Consider the following 24,030-nt stretch of genomic DNA (forward strand, 5'->3'; position numbering starts at 1 on the left):
ACTTTTTCGACATTTCCCCTTGCCAATGCCGGGGGAGATCCGTAAAGTACGCATCCGCTGACGCCGAGACAGGTTCTCGGAGGCAGCAGGAAAGCTAGCTAAGCTGTTGAAAAGATTGAAAAAATCGATTGACACTTAGCCTCGGGGGCAGCAGAATACGCCCCTCGCTTTTCCAGGATCGGTTCTCAGGCAGCAACGTGAACCGGGCAAGAATCGACAAGAAAGACGTTGACATCTTCGCCAAGATCCTTAAAATACGCCTCTCCTTACGGCGACCCAGAAAGCAAGCGCTGACAAGCACTTGAGTGACTTTCGGGTCACGGCAGAAGGCTCGGCACTCTACGTGAGACGAGACTTCAAGTAAGGACGCTCTTTAACAATCGATCAGGTAATTGATGTGGGCGCTTGTCTTGCGTGACGCCAGTCACAGCATATCAAGGCAAGCGACTCGTCTAAGATTCGTTTGACCTTGAACCAAGTTTGGTCCGCTTCGCTTCTTCTGTCTTCGGGCAGAGAAGAGGTAAGGACTATCAGACTTTTAACTGAAGAGTTTGATCATGGCTCAGATTGAACGCTGGCGGCAGGCCTAACACATGCAAGTCGAGCGGCAGCACGGGGAGCTTGCTCCCTGGTGGCGAGCGGCGGACGGGTGAGTAATGCATAGGAATCTGCCCGGTAGTGGGGGATAACCTGGGGAAACCCAGGCTAATACCGCATACGTCCTACGGGAGAAAGCAGGGGCTCTTCGGACCTTGCGCTATCGGATGAGCCTATGTCGGATTAGCTGGTTGGTGAGGTAATGGCTCACCAAGGCGACGATCCGTAGCTGGTCTGAGAGGATGATCAGCCACACTGGGACTGAGACACGGCCCAGACTCCTACGGGAGGCAGCAGTGGGGAATATTGGACAATGGGCGCAAGCCTGATCCAGCCATGCCGCGTGTGTGAAGAAGGCCCTCGGGTTGTAAAGCACTTTCAGCGAGGAAGAAGGCTTGGCGGCTAATACCCGTCAAGAAGGACATCACTCGCAGAAGAAGCACCGGCTAACTCCGTGCCAGCAGCCGCGGTAATACGGAGGGTGCGAGCGTTAATCGGAATTACTGGGCGTAAAGCGCGCGTAGGTGGTTTGGCACGCCGGTTGTGAAAGCCCCGGGCTCAACCTGGGAACGGCATCCGGAACGGCCAGACTAGAGTGCAGGAGAGGAAGGTAGAATTCCCGGTGTAGCGGTGAAATGCGTAGAGATCGGGAGGAATACCAGTGGCGAAGGCGGCCTTCTGGCCTGACACTGACACTGAGGTGCGAAAGCGTGGGTAGCAAACAGGATTAGATACCCTGGTAGTCCACGCCGTAAACGATGTCGACTAGCCGTTGGGACCTTTAAGGACTTAGTGGCGCAGTTAACGCGATAAGTCGACCGCCTGGGGAGTACGGCCGCAAGGTTAAAACTCAAATGAATTGACGGGGGCCCGCACAAGCGGTGGAGCATGTGGTTTAATTCGATGCAACGCGAAGAACCTTACCTACCCTTGACATCCAGAGAACTTGGCAGAGATGCCTTGGTGCCTTCGGGAACTCTGAGACAGGTGCTGCATGGCTGTCGTCAGCTCGTGTTGTGAAATGTTGGGTTAAGTCCCGTAACGAGCGCAACCCTTGTCCTTATTTGCCAGCACGTAATGGTGGGAACTCTAAGGAGACTGCCGGTGACAAACCGGAGGAAGGTGGGGACGACGTCAAGTCATCATGGCCCTTACGGGTAGGGCTACACACGTGCTACAATGGCCGGTACAAAGGGTTGCGAGACCGCGAGGTGGAGCGAATCCCAGAAAGCCGGCCTCAGTCCGGATCGGAGTCTGCAACTCGACTCCGTGAAGTCGGAATCGCTAGTAATCGTGAATCAGAATGTCACGGTGAATACGTTCCCGGGCCTTGTACACACCGCCCGTCACACCATGGGAGTGGACTGCACCAGAAGTGGTTAGCTTAACCTTCGGGGGAGCGATCACCACGGTGTGGTTCATGACTGGGGTGAAGTCGTAACAAGGTAGCCGTAGGGGAACCTGCGGCTGGATCACCTCCTTAAACGATTAGCGGATCGCGAGATAAGCGCTCACAATCAATTACCTGATCGACCAAGAGCAATGACTGTTTGGGTCACGGACCCAGTGGTAAAGCCGGGTCTGTAGCTCAGTTGGTTAGAGCGCACCCCTGATAAGGGTGAGGTCGGCAGTTCGAGTCTGCCCAGACCCACCAAATTCGATTGATGCATCGTTGAAGAAACACTCGTGTAGCAGGCTACACGTCGCGCTTCTTCGCCTCGCCTGAATCGAATTTAAACAGGTTCAAGGGTTACCCTTAAATCTGTACTTGTCATGGGGCCATAGCTCAGCTGGGAGAGCGCCTGCCTTGCACGCAGGAGGTCAGCGGTTCGATCCCGCTTGGCTCCACCACTGTTTTCGGAAAGTGCTGAAGAAGCTCAGCTGGGAGAGCACCTGCCTTGCACGTCAGGTGGTCAGACCGGGGTCGCGCACGACTTCGATCCCGCTTGGCTCCACCAAATCGTTCCCCGTTGGCTCGCGCCACACAGTCACCGAGTTCTAAGCCATCCGCTTCGTCGCGAACCGCGACCGAGTCGATCGCTTAGAGCTTCTGCTCTAAACGCTCTTTAACAATGTGGATCATGCTGACAGTTCTTCACCATTCGTAGTTGGAATGGCGAAGAGCGAAAAGTGATACGTCTCAAGCGTATCCGGCAATTGTCGTTGTGATCGCGCGACCAGACTCCTTCGGGTTATATGGTCAAGCGATTAAGCGCACACGGTGGATGCCTTGGCAGCCAGAGGCGATGAAGGACGTTGTAGCCTGCGAAAAGGCTCGGTGAGGTGGCAAACAACCTGTGACCCGGGCATGTCCGAATGGGGAAACCCACCCAGCATAAGCTGGGTATCCCACACTGAATCCATAGGTGTTGGGAAGCGAACCGGGGGAACTGAAACATCTAAGTACCCCGAGGAAAAGAAATCAACCGAGATTCCCCCAGTAGCGGCGAGCGAACGGGGAGTAGCCCTTAAGCAGGTGACTGGTTAGACGAACGGTCTGGAAAGTCCGGCCATAGCGGGTGATAGCCCCGTAGTCGAAAACCTGATCCTGTGAAATCGAGTAGGTCGGGGCACGTGAAACCTTGACTGAACATGGGGGGACCATCCTCCAAGGCTAAATACTCCTGGCTGACCGATAGTGAACCAGTACCGTGAGGGAAAGGCGAAAAGAACCCCGGAGAGGGGAGTGAAATAGATCCTGAAACCGTGTGCGTACAAGCAGTGGGAGCAGACTCGTTCTGTGACCGCGTACCTTTTGTATAATGGGTCAGCGACTTATATTCAGTGGCGAGCTTAACCGTATAGGGGAGGCGTAGAGAAATCGAGTCTTAACTGGGCGACCAGTCGCTGGATATAGACCCGAAACCGGGCGATCTATCCATGGCCAGGGTGAAGGTCAGGTAACACTGACTGGAGGCCCGAACCGGGATCTGTTGAAAAAGATTCGGATGAGCTGTGGATCGGAGTGAAAGGCTAATCAAGCTCGGAGATAGCTGGTTCTCCTCGAAAGCTATTTAGGTAGCGCCTCACGTATTACCGCCGGGGGTAGAGCACTGTTTCGGCTAGGGGCCCATCCCGGGTTACCAACCCGAGGCAAACTCCGAATACCGGTGAGTAGAGCGTGGGAGACACACGGCGGGTGCTAACGTCCGTCGTGAAAAGGGAAACAACCCAGACCGTCAGCTAAGGCCCCCAAATTCTGGTTAAGTGGGAAACGATGTGGGAAGGCATAGACAGCTAGGAGGTTGGCTTAGAAGCAGCCATCCTTTAAAGAAAGCGTAATAGCTCACTAGTCGAGTCGGCCTGCGCGGAAGATGTAACGGGGCTCAAACCAGATGCCGAAGCTACGGGTTCATCCTCTGGATGAGCGGTAGAGGAGCGTCGTGTAAGCCTGCGAAGGTGTGTTGAGAAGCATGCTGGAGGTATCACGAGTGCGAATGCTGACATGAGTAACGACAAGGGGAGTGAAAACCTCCCCCGCCGGAAGACCAAGGGTTTCTGTTCTACGTCAATCGGAGCAGAGTGAGTCGGCCCCTAAGGCGAGGCTGAAAAGCGTAGTCGATGGGAAACGGGTCAATATTCCCGTACCGGATGTGGTTGCGATGGGGGGACGAAGAAGGCTAGGTGAGCCAGGCGTTGGTTGTCCTGGTGAAAGTCAGTAGGCTGAGAGCTTAGGCAAATCCGGGCTCTCAAGGCCGAGAGACGAGACGAACGGACTACGGTCCGGAAGTCATCGATGCCACGCTTCCAGGAAAAGCCTCTAAGCTTCAGATCACATGCGACCGTACCCCAAACCGACACAGGTGGTCAGGGTGAGAATCCCAAGGCGCTTGAGAGAACTCGGGTGAAGGAACTAGGCAAAATGGCACCGTAACTTCGGGAGAAGGTGCGCCGGCGTAGCGTGAAGAGACTCGCTCTCCTAGCGCGAACCGGTCGAAGATACCAGGTGGCTGCAACTGTTTATTAAAAACACAGCACTCTGCTAACGCGTAAGCGGACGTATAGGGTGTGACGCCTGCCCGGTGCCGGAAGGTTAATTGATGGTGTTAGCGCAAGCGAAGCTCCTGATCGAAGCCCCGGTAAACGGCGGCCGTAACTATAACGGTCCTAAGGTAGCGAAATTCCTTGTCGGGTAAGTTCCGACCTGCACGAATGGCGTAATGATGGCCACGCTGTCTCCACCCGAGACTCAGTGAAATTGAAATCGCAGTGAAGATGCTGTGTACCCGCGGCTAGACGGAAAGACCCCGTGAACCTTTACTATAGCTTCACACTGGACGCTGATGTTGCTTGTGTAGGATAGCTGGGAGGCTTGGAAACCGTGACGCCAGTTGCGGTGGAGCCAACCTTGAAATACCAGCCTGGCATCATTGGCGTTCTAACTTCGCACCGTGATCCGGTGTAAGGACAGTGTGTGGTGGGTAGTTTGACTGGGGCGGTCTCCTCCGAAAGAGTAACGGAGGAGCACGAAGGTACCCTCAGCACGGTTGGAAATCGTGCATTGAGTGCAAGAGCATAAGGGTGCTTAACTGCGAGACAGACACGTCGAGCAGGTACGAAAGTAGGTTCTAGTGATCCGGTGGTTCTGTATGGAAGGGCCATCGCTCAACGGATAAAAGGTACTCCGGGGATAACAGGCTGATACCGCCCAAGAGTTCACATCGACGGCGGTGTTTGGCACCTCGATGTCGGCTCATCACATCCTGGGGCTGAAGTCGGTCCCAAGGGTATGGCTGTTCGCCATTTAAAGTGGTACGCGAGCTGGGTTTAGAACGTCGTGAGACAGTTCGGTCCCTATCTGCCGTGGGCGTTGGAGATTTGAGAAGCGCTGCTCCTAGTACGAGAGGACCGGAGTGGACGCACCTCTGGTGTTCCGGTTGTCACGCCAGTGGCACTGCCGGGTAGCTATGTGCGGACGGGATAACCGCTGAAGGCATCTAAGCGGGAAGCCCCCTTCAAGATGAGATCTCCCTGAGACTTCGAGTCTCCTAAAGGGTCCAGCAAGACGAGCTGGTTGATAGGCACGGTGTGGAAGCGCTGCAAGGCGTTGAGCTAACGTGTACTAATGCCCCGTGAGGCTTGACCATATAACCCCAAGGGGTCTGGATACTCCAGACAGGGGTCGCGCGATCACATCGCGACAATGGCCGGATAGGCAAGAGACGTATCATCAGCATGATCCAGATTGGTCGATGTGAAGCTGGCGCGTGAAAGCGTGTCACAGGTTCATGTCGACGTCAGTTTTGCCTGACGACCATAGCGAGTGGGAACCACCTGATTCCATGCCGAACTCAGAAGTGAAACCGCTTAGCGCCGATGGTAGTGTGGGGTCTCCCCATGTGAGAGTAGGACATCGTCAGGCACCTATACCGAACCCCAGTCTCGTCAGAGACTGGGGTTCACTCGTTTCTGGGACCTGAATCCTTCGAAACCTTTCCCCGCTACGCGGCTCAGGCATGCTGCCTTTAACTTATCCCCATCCCCTTTATCGAGCTCCAGGGAGGACCGCCTGTGGATAGTTGCCGTTTTACGGGCTTGGTTCTTGCATCGATGCGCGTGATAGTCGCCTTCAGCGTATTCGATTAGCCCGCTAACAGTGGCGCCCCCATACTGTCATCAACGGTTGAGGCCAAGACCCAACCCCCGAATCGATAGACCCGACAGTCATTGGAGGTTCACCATGAAAACCCGTCTTCTTACCGCCATCGCCCTGATCGTCGCTCTGCCGGCCGTAGCCCAGGCCAATAGCGCTGCCGAGAAAGCCGCCTTCGCCTCGCTGCAACAGCCGCTGAACACCCAAGTGGTCAGCGACTACAAGGCGCTGCCGACCCGCTACAGCGTCGATACGGTCAGCGGTGGCCATAGCACTGCGGCCAATCAGGCCCTGGTGCAGGTCGCCGAGCAGACCCAGCGCGGTACCCACCTGCGTGCCGGTGACGCCGACCTGGTCGGCCAAGGGCAGAGCGTGGCTGCCGCCCAGGCGCTGCAGAACGTCAACGCTGCCCACCAAGGCGACGTCGAGGTGAGCTTCGCCAGCCTCGACTGAGGACCGCTGAGCCCCGGCACGAGTCGCGCTCGTGCCTTGCTCGAAAGACATCTCGCAAACAAGGCGCCACGGACAGAAGACGCCCCTCTCAAGAGGCGCTTCTCGCAAAATACCCACAGACGCGAGCGCCATGCCCTACACCTCCACTTCCCCGGCCCGCCCCCGCGCCGGGGCTTTTTGTGTGCAAGGGAGCGGTAGGGCGGATGGCGGTGGGCAGACTGTGGCAGCAAGGCCCGTTAACGGTGGCCGAGCGATTTCGTTAGAATGCTCTCTTTTACGCTGGACGATCGGTATGAGCATCGGTGAACTGATACGCCTGCTGGGGGATGGTGATTTCCACTCGGGGCAGCAGCTGGGCGAGCGCTTGGGCGTCTCGCGCACCGCGGTCTGGAAGCAACTGAAGAAGTTGGAGGCGATGGATCTGCCCCTGGAGGCGGTCAAGGGGCGCGGCTATCGGCTTGTCGACGCCATCGAGTCGCTGGATGGCAAGTCGATCGTGGCGCAGCTGAGCGCCGAGCCGCGGCGTCATCTCAAGCGACTGTTCGTCGAGGACGTGCTCGACTCCACCAATACTTACCTGCGCGAGCGCTTCCGGCAGGGCGCCGGGCACGGCGAGGTGTGTCTCGCCGAGAGTCAGACGGCAGGGCGGGGGCGGCGTGGCAAGGCGTGGAGTACCAGTTGGGGGCGTAGCCTGATTCTCTCCCTGGGCTGGCGTTTCGATGCCGGGGTGGGGGCACTCGAGGGGCTGAGCCTGGCGGTCGGTGTGGCTGTGGCAGAGGTGCTCGAGGCGGCAGGGGCGGAGATCGCGCTGAAGTGGCCCAACGACATCCTGATTGCGGTCGACGGAGAGTGGCGCAAGCTCGCCGGCATTCTGCTCGAGGTGACCGGCGACGTGGAGGGGCCATGCGAGGTGGTGATCGGCATCGGGCTAAACGTGTCGCTGAGCGCCGCCGGGCGCGAGGCCGCCGGTCAGCCCGCCGGTGCGCTGGCCGACAGGCTGCCGGCGCCTTCGCGCAATCGTCTCGCTGCCGCCATCATCGATGCGCTGCTGCTGCTGTTGCCGCAGTTCGAGCAGCGCGGCTTCGCGGCCTGGCAGGCGGGCTGGAATCAGCGCCACGCCTTTGCCGGCCAGCCGATCAAGGTCATTCAGGCGCGGGAGACCTATCCCGCAACGGCCAAGGCAGTGGACGCCAGCGGCAATCTGGTCGTGACCACGGCGGAGGGGGATCACACGCTGATGGGGGGCGAGATCAGTATTCGCCCCGGGCGCTGACAAAAAATGCGTTCCGCGCTTGCAATCACCCCATCGCTTTGACACAATGCGCCCCGCCTTGGAGACAAGGTGATCGGGTTTCGGCTCTGTTAGTCGAGTAAAAACAGAGGCTTGACATCGATCAGCGACAGGTTAGAATGTGTCGCCAGCTAGGAGGGGTTCCCGAGTGGCCAAAGGGAGCAGACTGTAAATCTGCCGCGAAAGCTTCGAAGGTTCGAATCCTTCCCCCTCCACCAGATTTAGCAGTGCCGCTGCGTTGTTGGCAGCAAGAAGTGGTAGTAAAACCGGTCTGCTTCGGCAAATCGGAGTCAGAGCGGGTAGGCGGGTATAGTTCAATGGTAGAACCTCAGCCTTCCAAGCTGATGGTGCGGGTTCGATTCCCGCTACCCGCTCCAGTTCGAGGTTGTGGTGGTGTAGTGCTCATGTAGCTCAGGGGTAGAGCACACCCTTGGTAAGGGTGAGGTCGACGGTTCAAATCCGTCCATGAGCTCCATTGCTCGATGTCGAACGCTGTGAAAGGCGAGCTGAAGGCTCGCTTTTTTGGTGGCGAGAGAAAAAGATCCCGGGGTTGCTTTTGCCCTCCTCTCTTCGCTATCATAGCGCCCTCCAAATTTCCGGGTGCTTCTCGGATATTTTGATACAGGCCAGTAGCTCAATTGGCAGAGCAGCGGTCTCCAAAACCGCAGGTTGGGGGTTCGATTCCCTCCTGGCCTGCCAGTCTTCCCCAGGCTGGCTCATATTTGATACCTTGTCATGTTCGGTTATCGCGCCTTGAGTTGAGGAGTTTTCATGAAGCACAACGCCGAGGTGCAAGTCTCCCGCTACGACACGCTCAAGTGGGCCGTTGTCGTGCTGCTGCTTGCCATCGCGGTGGGCGGCAATGCCTGGTTCGCCGATCAAGCGCTGCTCTATCGTGTCCTGGGTGTCGTCGTTCTGTGTGCCGCTGCCGCTGCCGTGGGGCTCACCACCGCCAAGGGGCAGGCGCTGATGGATCTGGCCAAGGGCTCCAAGCGCGAGATTCAGCGCGTGGTCTGGCCGACCCGTCAGGAAACCGTGCAGACGACCCTGATCGTCCTCGCTGCAGTGCTCGTGGTCGGTCTGCTGCTGTGGCTCATCGATACCGTCCTCGGCTGGGCGATGTCCGGAATCATTGGCTAGGAGTTTTCATGTCCAAGCGTTGGTACGTCGTTCACGCTTATTCCGGGTTCGAGAAGCAGGTCATGCGCTCGCTCATCGAGCGCGTGAAGCTGTATGAGGTCGAGGATCAGTTCGGCGAGATCCTGGTGCCGACCGAAGAGGTCGTCGAAATGCGCGACGGCAAGCGCCGCAAGAGTGAGCGCAAGTTCTATCCCGGCTATGTGCTGGTCGAGATGGAAATGAACGAGCAGACCTGGCACCTGGTCAACGAGACGCCGCGCGTCATGGGCTTCATCGGCGGTACGCCGGAGAAGCCGGCGCCGATCACGCCGAAGGAAGCCGAGGCGATCCTGCGTCGGGTCCAGGACGGCACCGACAAGCCGCGTCCCAAGACGCTGTTCGAGCCGGGCGAGACCGTGCGTGTGGTCGATGGCCCGTTCGCCGACTTCAACGGTGTGGTCGAAGAGGTCAATTACGAGAAGAGTCGGCTGCAGGTCAGCGTGCTGATCTTCGGTCGCTCCACGCCGGTCGAGCTCGAGTTCGTGCAGGTGGTCAAGGACTGAGCCGAAGGCTGGGTCGACACGTTTTTTCATCGCGGCGCTATTCAAGCGTCGCGTTGTCGTTGCCGGTGATGCGCCGGCCAAACCGGGGAGCCGCAAGGCGCTAATACCCAACAGGAGTTCCACATGGCTAAGAAAGTCCAGGCCTATATCAAGCTGCAGGTCGCAGCTGGCAAGGCCAACCCGAGTCCGCCCGTCGGTCCCGCGCTGGGTCAGCACGGTGTCAACATCATGGAGTTCTGCAAGGCGTTCAACGCTGCGACCCAGGATGTCGAGCCGGGCCTGCCGACGCCGGTCGTGATCACGGTCTACTCCGACCGTAGCTTCACCTTCGTCACCAAGACGCCGCCGGCTGCCGTGCTGCTGAAGAAAGCCGCAGGCATCAAATCCGGTTCTGGCGTGCCGAACAAGACCAAGGTCGGCACCGTGACCCGCGAGCAGCTCGAAGAGATCGCCAAGACCAAGGAGCCGGATCTGACGGCTGCCGATCTCGACGCCGCCGTTCGTACCATTGCTGGCAGCGCCCGTAGCATGGGCCTCAACGTGGAGGGCCTCTGATCATGGCAAAGCTTTCCAAGCGCGCACAGATGATTCGCGAGAAGGTCGAGCCGGGCAAGGTCTACTCCCTCGAGGAAGCCGTCTCCCTGCTGTCCGATCTGTCGACCGTCAAGTTCAAGGAAGCGGTGGAAGTCGCCATCAATCTGGGCGTCGATCCGCGTAAATCCGACCAGGTCGTGCGTGGCGCCACCGTGCTGCCCAACGGTACCGGTCGTGACGTGCGCGTTGCCGTGTTCGCCCAGGGCAACGCCGCTGACGCCGCCAAGGAAGCCGGTGCCGATATCGTCGGCATGGACGATCTGGCCGAGGACGTGAAGAAGGGTAACCTGAACTTCGACGTCGTCATCGCCGCTCCCGACGCCATGCGTGTGGTCGGCCAGCTGGGTCAGATCCTCGGTCCGCGCGGCCTGATGCCGAACCCCAAGGTCGGCACCGTGACGCCGGACGTCGCCACCGCGGTCAAGAACGCCAAGGCGGGTCAGGTGCGTTTCCGTACCGACAAGAACGGCATCATCCATGCCTCTATCGGTAAGGTCGACTTCTCCGCCGACGCGCTCAAGGGCAACCTGGAAGCGCTGGTCAACGACCTCAAGCGTCTGAAGCCGAGCACCTCCAAGGGTATCTACCTCAAGAAGCTGACCCTCTCCAGCACCATGGGGCCGGGTCTGACCGTCGATCACAGCGCTTACGTGTGATCGATCACCGAGCAGTAACTTTGCGGTCCCCGTGCGCCGTCTCGCGAGAGGCGGAAAGGGGCGGGGCACCGTCAAAGACCGCAGGTGTCGGCCAGCTGCCGACTTAATGTCCGCACCCGGCATTGCCGGATGGAAACCTGCGCAGATGGTGTGGCTCGCCGAATCAGGTGTGCAGCCATCATCCAAGACTTCCGCCGCAGTCGAAGCGGAAGAGATGGTAACCACCGGGTCGCGACATCGTCGCCCCGGCACGAAGGAGTAACCACTGTGCCACTAGCACTCGAAGGCAAGAAAGCGATTGTTGCCGAGGTCAGTGAAGCCGCTAAGGACGCTCTTTCCGTCGTAGTTGCCGACTCTCGCGGTGTGACCGTTAGCGCAATGACCGATCTGCGCAAACAGGCTCGCGAGAATGGCGTCCAGATTCGTGTTGTCCGCAACACCCTGGCACGCCGCGCTTTGGCAGGCACTTCCTGGGAGTGCCTGAACGAGACTTTCGCAGGTCCGACGCTTCTGGCCTTCTCCTACGAGCACCCCGGCGCTGCCGCGCGGCTGTTCAAGGAGTTCGGCAAGACGCAGAAGGAGTTCGAAGTCAAAGCGCTGGCCTACGAAGGCGAGATGATCCCGGCGGCCGATATCGACCGTCTGGCAACGCTGCCGACTTACGAGGAAGCACTGGCCAAGCTGATGTCCGTCATGAAGGAAGCTTCTGCCGGCAAGCTGGTTCGTACCCTCGCAGCCCTGCGCGCGAAGAAGGAAGAAGAGGCGGCCTGAGCCGACACTTCTGCCGATTCGCCTGCGCCAGGTTGAACTGAATCTCATCGAGTGGGCAGGCCACATGGCCGCCGCTCCGCAAAGTTAGGAATAGGTAACATGGCACTGACTCAAGAAGACATCATCAACGCCGTTGCTGAAATGTCCGTGATGGAAGTTGCGGAACTGGTCTCTGCAATGGAAGAGAAGTTCGGCGTGTCTGCCGCTGCAGCCGTCGTCGCTGGTCCTGGTGGCGGTGATGCCGCTGCTGAAGAAGAGCAGACCGAGTTCGCGCTGGTTCTGACCGCTGCCGGTGACAAGAAAGTCAACGTCATCAAGGTCGTCCGCGAAATCACCGGTCTGGGTCTGAAGGAAGCCAAAGGCGCCGTCGACGGTGCTCCGGCTACCCTGAAAGAAGGCCTGTCCAAGGACGACGCCGAAGAAGCCAAGAAGAAGCTGGAAGAAGCTGGCGCCTCCGTGGAGCTCAAGTAACTCTGTGTTCACGGCTCCACGCGCTGCGTAAGCGCCACGGCTGGTGGCGGGCCTCCCCGCTGCCGGCCTTTTTCTGTTGTTGCTAGCCTGGCGTTAGACCACCTGGCTTGGGATCCCCCCGAATCAGGGTTAAAGCCACTAGACGAATTCCGACGGCGAGCTCCCTCCGGGCAGCTTGCCGTCAGCGCCTAACGGGGTCACCCCCGTTGGGGAGCGCCGACCACGCACCGGTCACCCATGGTGAACAAGCTGGGGAATACAGATGGCTTACTCATACACTGAGAAAAAACGCATCCGCAAGGATTTCGGCAAACTGCCTCAAGTAATGGATGTGCCCTACCTGCTGGCCATCCAGCTTGATTCCTATTACGACTTCCTCCAGCAGGACCGGGCGCCGGAAGAGCGTCTCGACACCGGTCTCCACGCGGCCTTCCAGTCCGTCTTTCCGATCGAGAGCTTCTCGGGCAACGCGGCGCTCGAGTACGTAAGCTACCGCTTCGGCACCCCGGCGTTCGACGTCAAGGAGTGCCAGCTGCGCGGCGTGACCTATTCGGCACCGCTGCGGGTCAAGGTTCGCCTGATCATCTACGACAAAGAGTCCTCGAACAAGGCCATCAAGGACATCAAGGAGCAGGAAGTCTACATGGGGGAGATCCCCCTGATGACCGAGAACGGGACCTTCGTCGTCAACGGTACCGAGCGCGTCATCGTCTCCCAGCTCCACCGTTCGCCGGGCGTGTTCTTCGATCACGACAAGGGCAAGAGCCACTCCTCCGGGAAGCTGCTTTATTCCGCGCGCATCATTCCTTACCGCGGCTCCTGGCTGGATTTCGAGTTCGACCCGAAGGACAACGTCTTCGTGCGTATCGACCGTCGCCGCAAGCTGCCGGCGACCGTGCTGCTGCGCGCGCTGGGCATGAGCGCCGAGGAGATCCTCGAGACCTTCTTCGACACCAGCACCTTCCACATCGAGCCGGATGGCATCTATGTGGAGCTGGTGCCGTCGCGCCTGCGCGGTGACACCGCGACCTTCGACATCAAGGACAGCGACGGCAACGTCATCGTCGAGGAAGGTCGCCGCATCACCCAGAAGCACATCCGTCAGATGGAGAGTGCCGGGCTCGAGCGCCTGCAGGTGCCGATGGACTACCTGTTCGGCAAGACGCTGGCCAAGGATCAGATAGACGCCAAGACCGGCGAGTTGATCTGCGAGTGCAACACCGAACTGACCCCCGAGCTGGTCGAGAAGCTGGGGCAGGGCGGCGTGACGCAGCTCGAGACGCTCTACACCAACGATCTGGACGCCGGTTCGTTCATCTCCGATACGCTCAAGATCGACACCACGCGCTCGGCCCTCGAGTCGCTGGTCGAGATCTACCGCATGATGCGTCCGGGCGAGCCGCCGACCAAGGAAGCAGCGGAGACGCTGTTCCACAACCTGTTCTTCACCGAAGACCGCTACGACCTGTCGGGCGTCGGCCGGATGAAGTTCAACCGTCGTCTGCGTCGCGAGTCCGACACCGGCTCCGGCGTGCTCGACAATCAGGACATCCTCGATGTCCTCAAAGAGCTGATCAACATTCGTAACGGCTTCGGCGAAGTCGACGATATCGACCACCTGGGCAACCGCCGCATCCGCTGCGTCGGCGAGATGGCGGAGAACCAGTTCCGCGTCGGTCTGGTGCGCGTCGAGCGTGCGGTCAAGGAGCGCCTCTCCATGGCGGAGAGCGAAGGCCTGATGCCGCAGGATCTGATCAACGCCAAGCCGGTGGCGGCCGCGGTCAAGGAGTTCTTCGGCTCCTCGCAGCTGTCCCAGTTCATGGACCAGAACAACCCGCTCTCCGAGGTCACCCACAAGCGCCGTGTCTCCGCACTCGGCCCGGGCGGTCTGACCCGTGAGCGTGCCGGCTTCGAGGTGCGTGACGTTCACGCCACGCACTACGGCCGTTTGTGTCCGATCGAGACCCCTGAAGGTCCGAACATCGGTCTGATCAACTCGCTGGCGACCTACTCCAAGACCAACAGCTACGGCTTCCTCGAGACGCCGTATCGTAAGGTCGTGGACAGCCAGGTCACCGACGACGTGGTGCACCTGTCGGCGATCGAGGAGGGTGACTTCATCATCGCCCAGGCCTCGGCGACCGTTGACGAGTCGGGCAAGCTGATCGACGACCTGGTTCAGGTGCGTCACAAGGGTGAGACCACCTTCATGGCACCGGACAAGGTGACCCTGATGGACGTGTCGCCGCGTCAGGTCGTCTCCGTGGCGGCGGCGCTGATCCCGTTCCTTGAGCACGACGACGCCAACCGCGCCCTGATGGGGGCGAACATGCAGCGTCAGGCGGTGCCGACCCTGCGCGCCGACAAGCCGCTGGTGGGTACCGGGATGGAGCGCTTCGTGGCGCGTGACTCCGGCGTCTGCGCCGTGGCCCGTCGCGGCGGCGTGATCGACTCGGTGGATGCCAAGCGTATCGTGGTCCGGATCAACGAAGACGAGATCATCGGCGGCGAAGCCGGGGTCGACATCTACAACCTGACCAAGTACGTGCGTTCGAACCAGAACACCTGCCAGAACCAGCGCCCGATCGTGCGTCCGGGCGACATCGTCGCGCGCGGCGACATCCTCGCCGACGGTCCGTCCGTCGACATGGGTGACCTGGCCCTGGGGCAGAACATGCGTCTCGCGTTCATGCCGTGGAACGGCTACAACTTCGAGGATTCCATCCTCGTCTCCGAGCGCGTGGTCGAAGACGATCGCTTCACCACCATCCACATCCAGGAACTGACCTGCGTCTCCCGCGACACCAAGCTGGGTGCCGAGGAGATCACCTCGGACATCCCCAACGTCGGTGAGTCGGCGCTGGCCAAGCTGGACGAAGCGGGCGTGGTCTACATCGGTGCCGAAGTCGGCGCCGGCGACATCCTGGTCGGCAAGGTGACGCCCAAGGGCGAAACCCAGCTGACGCCGGAAGAGAAGCTGCTGCGCGCGATCTTCGGTGAGAAGGCCTCCGACGTGAAGGACACCTCGCTGCGCGCGCCGACCGGCATGCGCGGTACCGTCATCGACGTTCAGGTGTTCACCCGCGACGGCGTCGAGAAGGACTCGCGCGCGCTCTCCATCGAGCAGATGCAGCTCGACGAAGTGCGGCGTGACCTGCAGGAGACCTACCGTATCGCCGAGGACGCCACCTTCGAGCGTCTCAAGCGTACCCTCGACGGTCAGGCAGTCAACGGCGGGCCCAAGCTGAAGAAGGGCGACGTCCTCAGCACCGACTATCTCGACGAACTGCCGCGTCAGCAGTGGTTCAAGCTGCGTCTGCAGGACGAAGCGCTCAACGAGCTCCTCGCCCAGGCCGACGAACAGCTCGAGAACCGTCGCAAGGAGATGGACGAGCGTTTCGAAGACAAGAAGCGCAAGCTCACCCAGGGCGACGATCTGGCCCCGGGCGTGCTCAAGATCGTCAAGGTCTACCTGGCGGTCAAGCGTCGCATCCAGCCGGGCGACAAGATGGCCGGTCGTCACGGTAACAAGGGTGTCATTTCCGCGATCATGCCGATCGAGGACATGCCGTTCGACGACAACGGCGAGCCGGTCGACGTGGTGCTCAACCCGCTGGGCGTACCCTCGCGCATGAACGTGGGTCAGATTCTCGAGACCCACCTGGGTATGGCCGCGCGTGGCCTCGGGGTCAAGATCGAGCGCATGCTGCGTGACGCCCGCGAGCAGCAGGTGGGCGAGATCCGCGAGTTCCTCAAGCAGGTCTACAACACCCAGGAGACGCGGCAGGAAGATATCGACTCGTTGAACGACGAGGAGATCATCACTCTGGCCAAGAACCTGCGCGGCGGCGTGCCCATCGCCACCCCGGTGTTCGACGGTGCCAAGGAGCACGAGATCAAGCATCTGCTGCGTCTCGCCGATCTGCCGGACTCCGGTCAGATGACGCTCTACGACGGGCGTACCGGTGAGTCCTTCGACCGTCCGGTGACCGTGGGCTACATGTACATGCTCAAGCTCAACCACCTGGTCGACGACAAGATGCACGCGCGTTCCACCGGCTCCTACTCGCTGGTCACCCAGCAGCCGCTGGGCGGCAAGGCGCAGTTCGGCGGTCAGCGCTTCGGTGAGATGGAGGTGTGGGCACTCGAGGCCTACGGTGCCGCCTACACCCTGCAGGAGATGCTCACCGTCAAGTCGGATGACGTCGAGGGTCGTACCAAGATGTACAAGAGCATCGTGGATGGCGACCACACCATGCAGGCCGGTATGCCGGAATCCTTCAACGTGCTGGTGAAGGAGATCCGCTCGCTGGGTATCGACATCGAATTGGAAAGTTAAGACCGGCACAGTCGATCGATAGCGACGGGTTGCGGGGCCGGCGAGAGAGTCGCGGCCCCGCTCATGACAACTCCGCAACGGAGCGATCCCATGAAAGATTTGGTGAAAGTCCTAAAGTCACAGGCGCAATCTGACGAGTTCGACGCGATCAAGATCACGCTCGCGTCGCCGGAGATGATTCGCTCCTGGTCTTACGGCGAGGTCAAGAAGCCGGAGACCATCAACTACCGTACGTTCAAGCCTGAGCGTGACGGTCTGTTCTGCGCCAAGATCTTCGGGCCGGTCAAGGATTACGAGTGCTTGTGCGGCAAGTACAAGCGCATGAAGCATCGCGGCATCATCTGCGAGAAGTGCGGCGTCGAAGTGACCAAGGCCGCGGTGCGCCGCGAGCGCATGGGCCACATCGAGCTGGCCTCGCCGGTCGCCCACATCTGGTTTCTGAAGTCGCTGCCGTCGCGCATCGGCATGTTCCTCGACATGACCCTGCGTGACATCGAGCGCGTGCTCTACTTCGAGTCGTTCGTGGTGATCGACCCGGGCATGACCACCCTCGAGCGTGGCCAGCTGCTCAACGACGAGCAGTACTTCGAAGCGCTGGAAGAGTTCGGCGACGACTTCGATGCGCGCATGGGCGCCGAGGCGATCCAGGCACTGCTCAAGGACATCGATCTGGAAGAGGAGATCGAGCGTCTGCGTGAGGAGATTCCGCAGACCAACTCCGAGACCAAGATCAAGAAGCTCTCCAAGCGCCTCAAGCTGCTGGAAGCCTTCTACAAGTCCGGCAACGCGCCGGCGTGGATGGTCATGGAAGTGCTGCCGGTGCTGCCGCCGGACCTGCGTCCGCTGGTGCCGCTGGACGGTGGCCGCTTCGCCACCTCCGATCTCAACGACCTCTATCGTCGTGTGATCAACCGCAACAACCGCCTCAAGCGGCTGCTCGACCTCAATGCGCCGGACATCATCGTGCGCAACGAGAAGCGCATGCTGCAGGAGTCGGTCGATGCGCTGCTCGATAACGGTCGCCGCGGTCGTGCCATCACCGGTTCCAACAAGCGCCCGCTGAAATCCCTGGCCGACATGATCAAGGGTAAGCAGGGGCGTTTCCGTCAGAACCTGCTGGGCAAGCGTGTCGACTACTCCGGCCGTTCGGTCATCACCGTGGGTCCGACCCTGCGTCTGCACCAGTGCGGTCTGCCCAAGAAGATGGCGCTGGAGCTGTTCAAGCCGTTCATCTACTCCAAGCTGCAAGGCAGCGGGCAGGCGTCCACGATCAAGGCCGCCAAGAAGATGGTCGAGCGCGAGCTGCCGGAAGTGTGGGACATCCTCGCTGACGTCATCCGCGAGCACCCGGTTCTGCTCAACCGTGCGCCGACGCTGCACCGTCTGGGTATCCAGGCGTTCGAGCCGCTGCTGATCGAAGGCAAGGCGATCCAGCTGCACCCGCTGGTGTGTGCCGCCTACAACGCCGACTTCGACGGTGACCAGATGGCCGTCCACGTGCCGCTGACGCTGGAGTCCCAGCTCGAAGCGCGCGCGCTGATGATGTCGACCAACAACGTGCTGTCGCCGGCCAACGGCGAGCCGATCATCGTGCCGTCGCAGGACGTGGTGCTGGGTCTCTACTACATGACCCGCGAACGTATCGGCGCCAAGGGTGAAGGCAAGGCGTTCGCCAACCTCAACGAGCTGGACCGCGCCTTCGCGACCCAGAACGTGTCGCTGCACGCCCGGGTCAAGGTTCGCCTGACCGAGTGGCTGTCCGACGAGAAGGATGGCGAGATCACCGAGCTGACCGAGACCGTCTCGATCAAGGAGACCACCGTCGGCCGTGCGCTGCTGTTCCGCATCCTGCCCAAGGGGATGCCGTTCGAGCTGGTCGACAAGCCGATGAAGAAGAAGGCGATCTCCGGCCTGATCAACGAGGTCTACCGGCGTGCCGGCCTCAAGGACGCGGTCATCTTCGCCGACCAGCTGATGTACACCGGCTTCCGTCTGGCGACCTGGTCCGGTGCCTCGATCGGCGTCAACGACTTCGTCATCCCCGATGACAAGAAGGCGATCGTCGATGCGGCCGAGGACGAGGTCAAAGAGATCGAAGACCAGTTCTCCTCCGGTCTGGTGACCGCGGGCGAGAAGTACAACAAGGTCATCGATATCTGGTCCAAGGCCAACGACAAGGTGGCCAAGGCGATGATGGCGGGTATCTCGAAGGAAACCGTCACCGACCGTGACGGCAACCAGGTCGAGCAGGACTCGTTCAACAGCGTCTTCATCATGGCCGACTCCGGTGCCCGTGGTAGTGCCGCCCAGATCCGTCAGCTGGCGGGGATGCGTGGCCTGATGGCCAAGCCGGACGGCTCGATCATCGAGACCCCGATCACCGCCAACTTCCGTGAAGGTCTGAACGTACTCCAGTACTTCATCTCGACCCACGGTGCGCGTAAGGGTCTGGCGGATACGGCACTCAAGACCGCCAACTCCGGTTATCTGACCCGGCGTCTGGTCGACGTGGCCCAGGATCTGGTCATCACCGAGCACGATTGCGGCACCGAGCATGGCCTGACCCTGCATCCGGTGATCGAGGGCGGCGACGTCATCGTCTCGCTGGCCCAGCGTGTACTCGGCCGTGTGGTCGCCCAGGACGTGATCGATCCGCAGACCGACGACGTGCTGATCCCGCGCGGCACCCTGCTCGACGAAGCCTGGTGCGAGCGTCTCGACACCATGGGTGTCGACGAGATCGTAGTGCGCAGCGCCATCGCCTGTGAGACCGCGCACGGCGTCTGCTCCTCGTGCTACGGCCGTGACCTGGCCCGCGGGCATCAGGTCAACATCGGCGAAGCGGTGGGCGTCATCGCCGCCCAGTCGATCGGTGAGCCGGGTACCCAGCTGACCATGCGTACGTTCCACATCGGTGGGGCGGCATCGCGGGCCTCCGCGGTCGACAGCGTGCAGGTCAAGCACGGCGGTATCGTGCGTCTGCACAACATCAAGTCGGTCGAGCGCGAAGACGGCAAGCTGGTGGTGGTCTCCCGCTCCAGCGCCCTGGCCGTCGCCGACGACCACGGCCGCGAGCGCGAGTACTACAAGCTGCCCTACGGCGCCGAGCTGTCGGTCAAGGACGGCGACCACGTCGAAGGTGGCCGGGTCGTGGCCAAGTGGGACCCGCACACCCACCCGGTCGTGGCCGAGGTCAAGGGTAAGGCCCAGTTCACCGACATGACCGAAGGCCTGACCATCACGCGCAACGTCGACGAGATGACCGGTCTGTCCTCGATCGAAGTGATCGAGAGCGCCAACCGTCCGGCCTCCGGCCGCGACAAGCGCCCGATGATCATGCTCGCCGACGACGCCGGCAAGCACGTCACGCTGCCGGGCTCCAACACCCCGGTGCAGTATCTGCTGCCGGGCCGTGCCATCGTCTCGGTGGAGAACGGTGCCGAGATCGGCGTGGGTGAAGTCATCGCGCGTATCCCGCTGGAGGCGTCCGGTAACAAGGACATCACCGGGGGTCTGCCGCGCGTCGCCGACCTGTTCGAGGCGCGTAAGCCGAAAGAGCCTTCGATCCTGGCCGAGATCACCGGTACGATCTCGTTCGGCAAGGAGACCAAGGGCAAGCGGCGCCTGACGATCACCCCGAAAGAGGGCGATCCGCTCGAGATGCTGATCCCGAAATGGCGTCAGATCGGCGTCTTCGAAGGGGAGACGGTCGAGAAGGGCGAGGTGATCTCCGACGGCCCGAGCAACCCGCACGACATCCTGCGTCTGCTCGGCGTGGCGGAGCTGGCCAAGTACATCACGGTCGAGATCCAGGACGTCTACCGCCTGCAGGGCGTGAGCATCAACGACAAGCACATCGAAGTGATCGTGCGTCAGATGCTGCGCAAGGTCGAGATCAGCGACGCCGGTGACTCCTCCTTCATCCCGGGTGACCAGGTCGAGCTGGTACGGGTGCTGGAAGAGAACGCGCGCCTCGAGCAGGAGGAGAAGTTCCCGGCCAAGTACGAGCGTCTGCTGCTGGGTATCACCAAAGCCTCGCTGGCTACCGAGTCGTTCATCTCTGCGGCCTCGTTCCAGGAGACCACCCGCGTGCTCACCGAAGCCGCGGTCACCGGCAAGCGCGACTACCTGCGCGGCCTGAAGGAAAACGTGGTGGTCGGTCGTCTGATCCCGGCCGGGACCGGTCTCGCCCACCACGAAGAGCGGCGTCGCAAGCGCGAAGAGTCCGAGCGCACGCTGCAACCGTCGGCGTTCGACGTCGAGCAGGAGCTGGGTGCCCAGCTCACCGCGCTCGATGCCGACGACGACGACCTCTAAGTCGTCAGCCTGCCGCCCGCCCCGCACGGGGCGGGTGGCCTTGACGGCTCTCGCGACAACTGATTAGAATGCGCAGCCTTTATGTGTGGGGCGGTGCAACCTGCCCGCATGTAAGGCAAGGCAACCCATTGGAGTCAGCTAAAACACTATGGCAACGATCAACCAGCTCGTGCGCAAGCCGCGCAAGCGCCCCGTCGAGACTAGCGACGTGCCGGCGCTGCAGGCCTGCCCGCAACGCCGTGGGGTCTGCACCCGCGTCTACACCACCACGCCCAAGAAGCCGAACTCGGCTCTGCGTAAGGTGTGCCGCGTGCGCCTGACCAACGGTTTCGAAGTCAGTTCCTATATCGGCGGTGAAGGCCACAACCTGCAGGAGCACTCCGTGGTCCTGATCCGTGGCGGCCGCGTCAAGGACTTGCCGGGTGTGCGTTATCACACCGTGCGCGGTGCCCTTGACACCTCCGGTGTCCAGAACCGTAAGCAGGGCCGTTCCAAGTACGGCACCAAGCGTCCCAAGGCTTGATGCCCGGACGTCTCCCAACATTTTTATCGGTCAGATAAGAGTAAGGTCGGCCGGAGCCGCTGTCACAGCGTCTCGGCGTGCCGGGTTTACCTGAACGACCCTTCAATTGAGGGCTTATCATGCCTAGAAGAAGAGTTGCCGCTAAGCGCGAGATCCTTCCCGATCCCAAGTTCGGAAGTGAGCGCCTGGCCAAGTTCATGAACCATCTGATGATCAGCGGCAAGAAGTCCGTAGCTGAGCGTATCGTTTACGGTGCGCTGGACAGGGTTGCCGAGCGTGGTAAAGAAGCGCCGCTGGACATCTTCGACAAGGCGCTGGAAGCGATCCAGCCGATGGTCGAGGTCAAATCCCGTCGTGTCGGCGGTGCCACCTATCAGGTGCCCGTCGAAGTGCGTCCGTCCCGTCGTCAGGCGCTGGCCATGCGCTGGCTGGTGGACGCCGCACGCAACCGCGGTGAAAAGACCATGGTTCAACGTCTTGCCGGCGAAATGCTCGACGCCGCCGAAGGCAAGGGCGCTGCCGTGAAGAAGCGTGAAGACGTGCATCGCATGGCAGATGCCAACAAGGCCTTCTCTCACTACCGCTTCTAACCAACGGGGACTTCCATCGTGGCACGCAAGACACCACTCAAGCGTTATCGCAATATCGGTATCGTTGCCCACGTCGACGCCGGCAAGACCACCACTACCGAGCGTGTCCTGTTCTACACCGGTCTGTCCCACAAGGTGGGTGAGGTTCATGAGGGCGCCGCCGTCATGGACTGGATGGAGCAGGAGCAGGAGCGTGGCATCACGATCACCTCCGCTGCTACCACCTGTTTCTGGCAGGGGATGAACAAGCAGTTCGACGAGCACCGCATCAACATCATCGACACCCCGGGACACGTTGACTTCACCATCGAAGTCGAGCGTTCCCTGCGTGTTCTCGATGGCGCGGTCGTCGTGCTGTGCGGCTCCTCCGGTGTGCAGCCGCAGACCGAGACCGTCTGGCGTCAGGCCAACAAGTACGAAGTACCGCGCATGGTGTTCGTCAACAAGATGGACCGCGCCGGTGCCGACTTCTTCATGGTCGTCGATCAGCTCAAGAATCGTCTGGGCGCCAACGTCGTGCCGATCCAGATCAACTGGGGTGCCGAGGAAGAGTTCAAGGGCGTCATCGATCTGCTGCAGATGAAGGCGATCCTGTGGGACGAAGACAACTTCGGCATGAACTACGAGTTGGTCGACATCCCGGCCGATCTGCAGGAGACCGCCGAGACCTATCGTGAGCAGATGGTCGAAGCCGCCGCAGAAGCCAACGAAGAGCTGATGGACAAGTACCTCGAAGAGGGCGACCTGTCCATCGAGGAGATCAAGGCCGGTCTGCGTGCGCGCACGCTCGCCAACGAGATCGTCCTCGTGACCTGCGGCTCCGCGTTCAAGAACAAGGGCGTTCAGGCCGTGCTCGACGGCGTCATCGAATACCTGCCGTCGCCGACCGAGGTCAAGGCGATCGAAGGTGAGCTCGACGACAAGGACGGCACCGTCGCCACGCGTGAGGCTGACGACAACGCCCCGTTCGCGGCGCTGGCGTTCAAGATCGCCACCGACCCGTTCGTCGGTACCCTGACCTTCATGCGCGTCTACTCGGGCGTTCTGAAGTCGGGCGACAGCGTCTTCAACTCGGTCAAGTCGAAGAAAGAGCGTGTCGGCCGTATCGTTCAGATGCACGCCAACTCGCGCGAAGAGATCAAAGAGGTCTACGCCGGCGACATCGCCGCCTGTATCGGCCTCAAGGACGTGACCACCGGTGACACCCTGTGCGACCTGGATGCCAAGATCATCCTCGAGCGCATGGAGTTCCCGGAGCCGGTCATCTCGGTCGCCGTGGAGCCGAAGTCCAAGGCCGACCAGGAGAAGATGGGCGTCGCCCTCGGCAAGCTGGCGCAGGAGGATCCCTCCTTCCGCGTGCAGACTGACGAAGAGACCGGCCAGACCATCATCTCCGGGATGGGCGAGCTGCACCTCGACATCATCGTTGACCGCATGCGTCGCGAGTTCAAGGTCGAGGCCAACATCGGCAAGCCGCAGGTGGCCTACCGCGAGACCATTCGTCAGTCGGTCGAGCAGGAAGGCAAGTTCGTGCGGCAGTCGGGTGGTCGCGGTCAGTACGGTCACGTTTGGCTGCGCATCGAGCCGCTGACCGACGCTGACAAGGGCGAGGACGAAGAAGAAGTCCACTTCAAGTTCGCGTCCGAGATCGTCGGCGGTGTCGTACCCAAAGAGTACGTGCCGGCCGTCGAGAAAGGGGCCTACGAGCAGCTCAAGAACGGTGTCATCGCGGGCTACCCGATGATCGACGTCAAAGTGACGCTGTTCGACGGCTCCTACCACGACGTGGACTCTAACGAGACCGCGTTCAAGGTCGCCTCATCCATGGCGATCAAGGAAGGTGCTCGCAAGGCTAAGGCCGTGCTGCTCGAGCCGGTGATGAAGGTCGAGGTCGTGACCCCGGAGGACTTCATGGGTGACGTCATGGGCGACCTTAACCGCCGCCGTGGCCTTGTCCAGGGCATGGATGACTCCTCCTCCGGCAAAGTCATTCGCGCCACGGTTCCGTTGGCTGAGATGTTCGGTTACGCGACCGATCTGCGTTCTCAGACCCAGGGACGCGCAAGCTACACCATGGAGTTTGCGAATTACGAAGAGGCGCCCTCCAGCGTCGTTGATGCCGTCATCAATCAGAACGGTTAACCGTTAGCTAA

At 60.8% G+C, this 24,030-nt stretch carries 13 protein-coding genes, 6 tRNA genes and 3 rRNA genes; all 22 read left to right on the forward strand.

The window, feature by feature from the left end; genetic code table 11:
• Positions 1-539: 539 nt before the first annotated feature.
• Positions 540-2,080: ribosomal RNA gene (locus QO259_RS00005) — 16S ribosomal RNA — on the forward strand.
• A gap of 94 nt (positions 2,081-2,174) precedes the next feature.
• Positions 2,175-2,251: transfer RNA gene (locus QO259_RS00010), tRNA-Ile, on the forward strand.
• A 121-nt stretch (positions 2,252-2,372) separates the two neighbouring features.
• A tRNA-Ala gene (locus QO259_RS00015) sits at positions 2,373-2,448 on the forward strand.
• 347 nt (positions 2,449-2,795) lie between these two features.
• A 23S ribosomal RNA gene (locus tag QO259_RS00020) occupies positions 2,796-5,684 on the forward strand.
• Positions 5,685-5,843: 159 nt separating this feature from the next.
• A 5S ribosomal RNA gene (gene rrf / locus QO259_RS00025) occupies positions 5,844-5,959 on the forward strand.
• The 16S, 23S and 5S rRNA genes sit together here with 2 tRNA genes alongside, the layout of an rRNA operon.
• A 318-nt stretch (positions 5,960-6,277) precedes the next feature.
• Positions 6,278-6,643 (forward strand): hypothetical protein, encoded by a 366-nt coding sequence (locus tag QO259_RS00030; RefSeq protein ID WP_285951349.1) that lies wholly within the window; start codon positions 6,278-6,280, stop codon positions 6,641-6,643.
• Positions 6,644-6,935: 292 nt separating this feature from the next.
• On the forward strand, positions 6,936-7,916 hold the full coding sequence (locus QO259_RS00035) for a biotin--[acetyl-CoA-carboxylase] ligase (protein ID WP_207037156.1): 981 nt from the start codon (positions 6,936-6,938) through the stop codon (positions 7,914-7,916).
• A gap of 152 nt (positions 7,917-8,068) precedes the next feature.
• Positions 8,069-8,152, forward strand: a tRNA-Tyr gene (locus tag QO259_RS00040).
• An 85-nt stretch (positions 8,153-8,237) separates the two neighbouring features.
• Positions 8,238-8,311: transfer RNA gene (locus QO259_RS00045), tRNA-Gly, on the forward strand.
• A 23-nt stretch (positions 8,312-8,334) separates the two neighbouring features.
• Positions 8,335-8,409 (forward strand) — tRNA-Thr (locus tag QO259_RS00050).
• Positions 8,410-8,557: 148 nt separating this feature from the next.
• Positions 8,558-8,633: transfer RNA gene (locus QO259_RS00055), tRNA-Trp, on the forward strand.
• 72 nt (positions 8,634-8,705) lie between these two features.
• On the forward strand, positions 8,706-9,074 hold the full coding sequence (gene secE, locus QO259_RS00060; protein WP_035470342.1) for a preprotein translocase subunit SecE: 369 nt from the start codon (positions 8,706-8,708) through the stop codon (positions 9,072-9,074).
• 8 nt (positions 9,075-9,082) lie between these two features.
• A complete protein-coding gene (gene nusG / locus QO259_RS00065; protein WP_035470343.1) occupies positions 9,083-9,616 on the forward strand; it encodes a transcription termination/antitermination protein NusG in 534 nt (177 codons plus the stop codon).
• Positions 9,617-9,739: 123 nt separating this feature from the next.
• The gene (gene rplK, locus QO259_RS00070) at positions 9,740-10,171 is read left to right on the forward strand and encodes a 50S ribosomal protein L11 (protein WP_035470345.1); all 432 of its coding nucleotides are present in this window, start codon (positions 9,740-9,742) and stop codon (positions 10,169-10,171) included.
• Between the two features lie 2 nt (positions 10,172-10,173).
• A complete protein-coding gene (gene rplA / locus QO259_RS00075) occupies positions 10,174-10,866 on the forward strand; it encodes a 50S ribosomal protein L1 (protein WP_035470347.1) in 693 nt (230 codons plus the stop codon).
• Between the two features lie 267 nt (positions 10,867-11,133).
• Positions 11,134-11,637, forward strand: a complete 504-nt coding sequence (gene rplJ, locus QO259_RS00080; RefSeq protein ID WP_035470349.1) for a 50S ribosomal protein L10 — start codon at positions 11,134-11,136, stop codon at positions 11,635-11,637.
• Between the two features lie 99 nt (positions 11,638-11,736).
• Positions 11,737-12,108 (forward strand): 50S ribosomal protein L7/L12, encoded by a 372-nt coding sequence (gene rplL, locus QO259_RS00085; protein ID WP_035470351.1) that lies wholly within the window; start codon positions 11,737-11,739, stop codon positions 12,106-12,108.
• 262 nt (positions 12,109-12,370) lie between these two features.
• Complete coding sequence (rpoB, locus tag QO259_RS00090) at positions 12,371-16,447, forward strand: DNA-directed RNA polymerase subunit beta (RefSeq protein ID WP_285951350.1); 4,077 nt, start codon at positions 12,371-12,373, stop codon at positions 16,445-16,447.
• Between the two features lie 90 nt (positions 16,448-16,537).
• Entirely contained in the window at positions 16,538-20,764 is a 4,227-nt protein-coding gene (gene rpoC, locus QO259_RS00095) for a DNA-directed RNA polymerase subunit beta' (protein ID WP_035470355.1), read from the forward strand.
• A gap of 148 nt (positions 20,765-20,912) precedes the next feature.
• Positions 20,913-21,287 (forward strand): 30S ribosomal protein S12, encoded by a 375-nt coding sequence (gene rpsL, locus QO259_RS00100; RefSeq protein ID WP_035470357.1) that lies wholly within the window; start codon positions 20,913-20,915, stop codon positions 21,285-21,287.
• 119 nt (positions 21,288-21,406) lie between these two features.
• Complete coding sequence (gene rpsG, locus QO259_RS00105) at positions 21,407-21,877, forward strand: 30S ribosomal protein S7 (RefSeq protein WP_035470359.1); 471 nt, start codon at positions 21,407-21,409, stop codon at positions 21,875-21,877.
• An 18-nt stretch (positions 21,878-21,895) separates the two neighbouring features.
• Positions 21,896-24,019, forward strand: a complete 2,124-nt coding sequence (fusA, locus tag QO259_RS00110; protein WP_285951351.1) for an elongation factor G — start codon at positions 21,896-21,898, stop codon at positions 24,017-24,019.
• Positions 24,020-24,030 lie beyond the last annotated feature (11 nt).

The organism is Salinicola sp. JS01 (genome assembly GCF_030284585.1).
In the GTDB taxonomy this organism is placed as follows: Bacteria; Pseudomonadota; Gammaproteobacteria; order Pseudomonadales; family Halomonadaceae; genus Salinicola.

What these genes read in the sequence shown, in the direction of transcription:
- QO259_RS00030 (WP_285951349.1), top strand. Translation starts at nt 6,278, where the DNA reads ATGAAAACCCGTCTTCTTACCGCCATCGCCCTGATCGTCGCTCTGCCG.
- QO259_RS00035 (WP_207037156.1), top strand. Translation starts at nt 6,936, where the DNA reads ATGAGCATCGGTGAACTGATACGCCTGCTGGGGGATGGTGATTTCCAC.
- secE (WP_035470342.1), top strand. Translation starts at nt 8,706, where the DNA reads ATGAAGCACAACGCCGAGGTGCAAGTCTCCCGCTACGACACGCTCAAG.
- nusG (WP_035470343.1), top strand. Translation starts at nt 9,083, where the DNA reads ATGTCCAAGCGTTGGTACGTCGTTCACGCTTATTCCGGGTTCGAGAAG.
- rplK (WP_035470345.1), top strand. Translation starts at nt 9,740, where the DNA reads ATGGCTAAGAAAGTCCAGGCCTATATCAAGCTGCAGGTCGCAGCTGGC.
- rplA (WP_035470347.1), top strand. Translation starts at nt 10,174, where the DNA reads ATGGCAAAGCTTTCCAAGCGCGCACAGATGATTCGCGAGAAGGTCGAG.
- rplL (WP_035470351.1), top strand. Translation starts at nt 11,737, where the DNA reads ATGGCACTGACTCAAGAAGACATCATCAACGCCGTTGCTGAAATGTCC.
- rpoB (WP_285951350.1), top strand. Translation starts at nt 12,371, where the DNA reads ATGGCTTACTCATACACTGAGAAAAAACGCATCCGCAAGGATTTCGGC.
- rpoC (WP_035470355.1), top strand. Translation starts at nt 16,538, where the DNA reads ATGAAAGATTTGGTGAAAGTCCTAAAGTCACAGGCGCAATCTGACGAG.
- rpsL (WP_035470357.1), top strand. Translation starts at nt 20,913, where the DNA reads ATGGCAACGATCAACCAGCTCGTGCGCAAGCCGCGCAAGCGCCCCGTC.
- rpsG (WP_035470359.1), top strand. Translation starts at nt 21,407, where the DNA reads ATGCCTAGAAGAAGAGTTGCCGCTAAGCGCGAGATCCTTCCCGATCCC.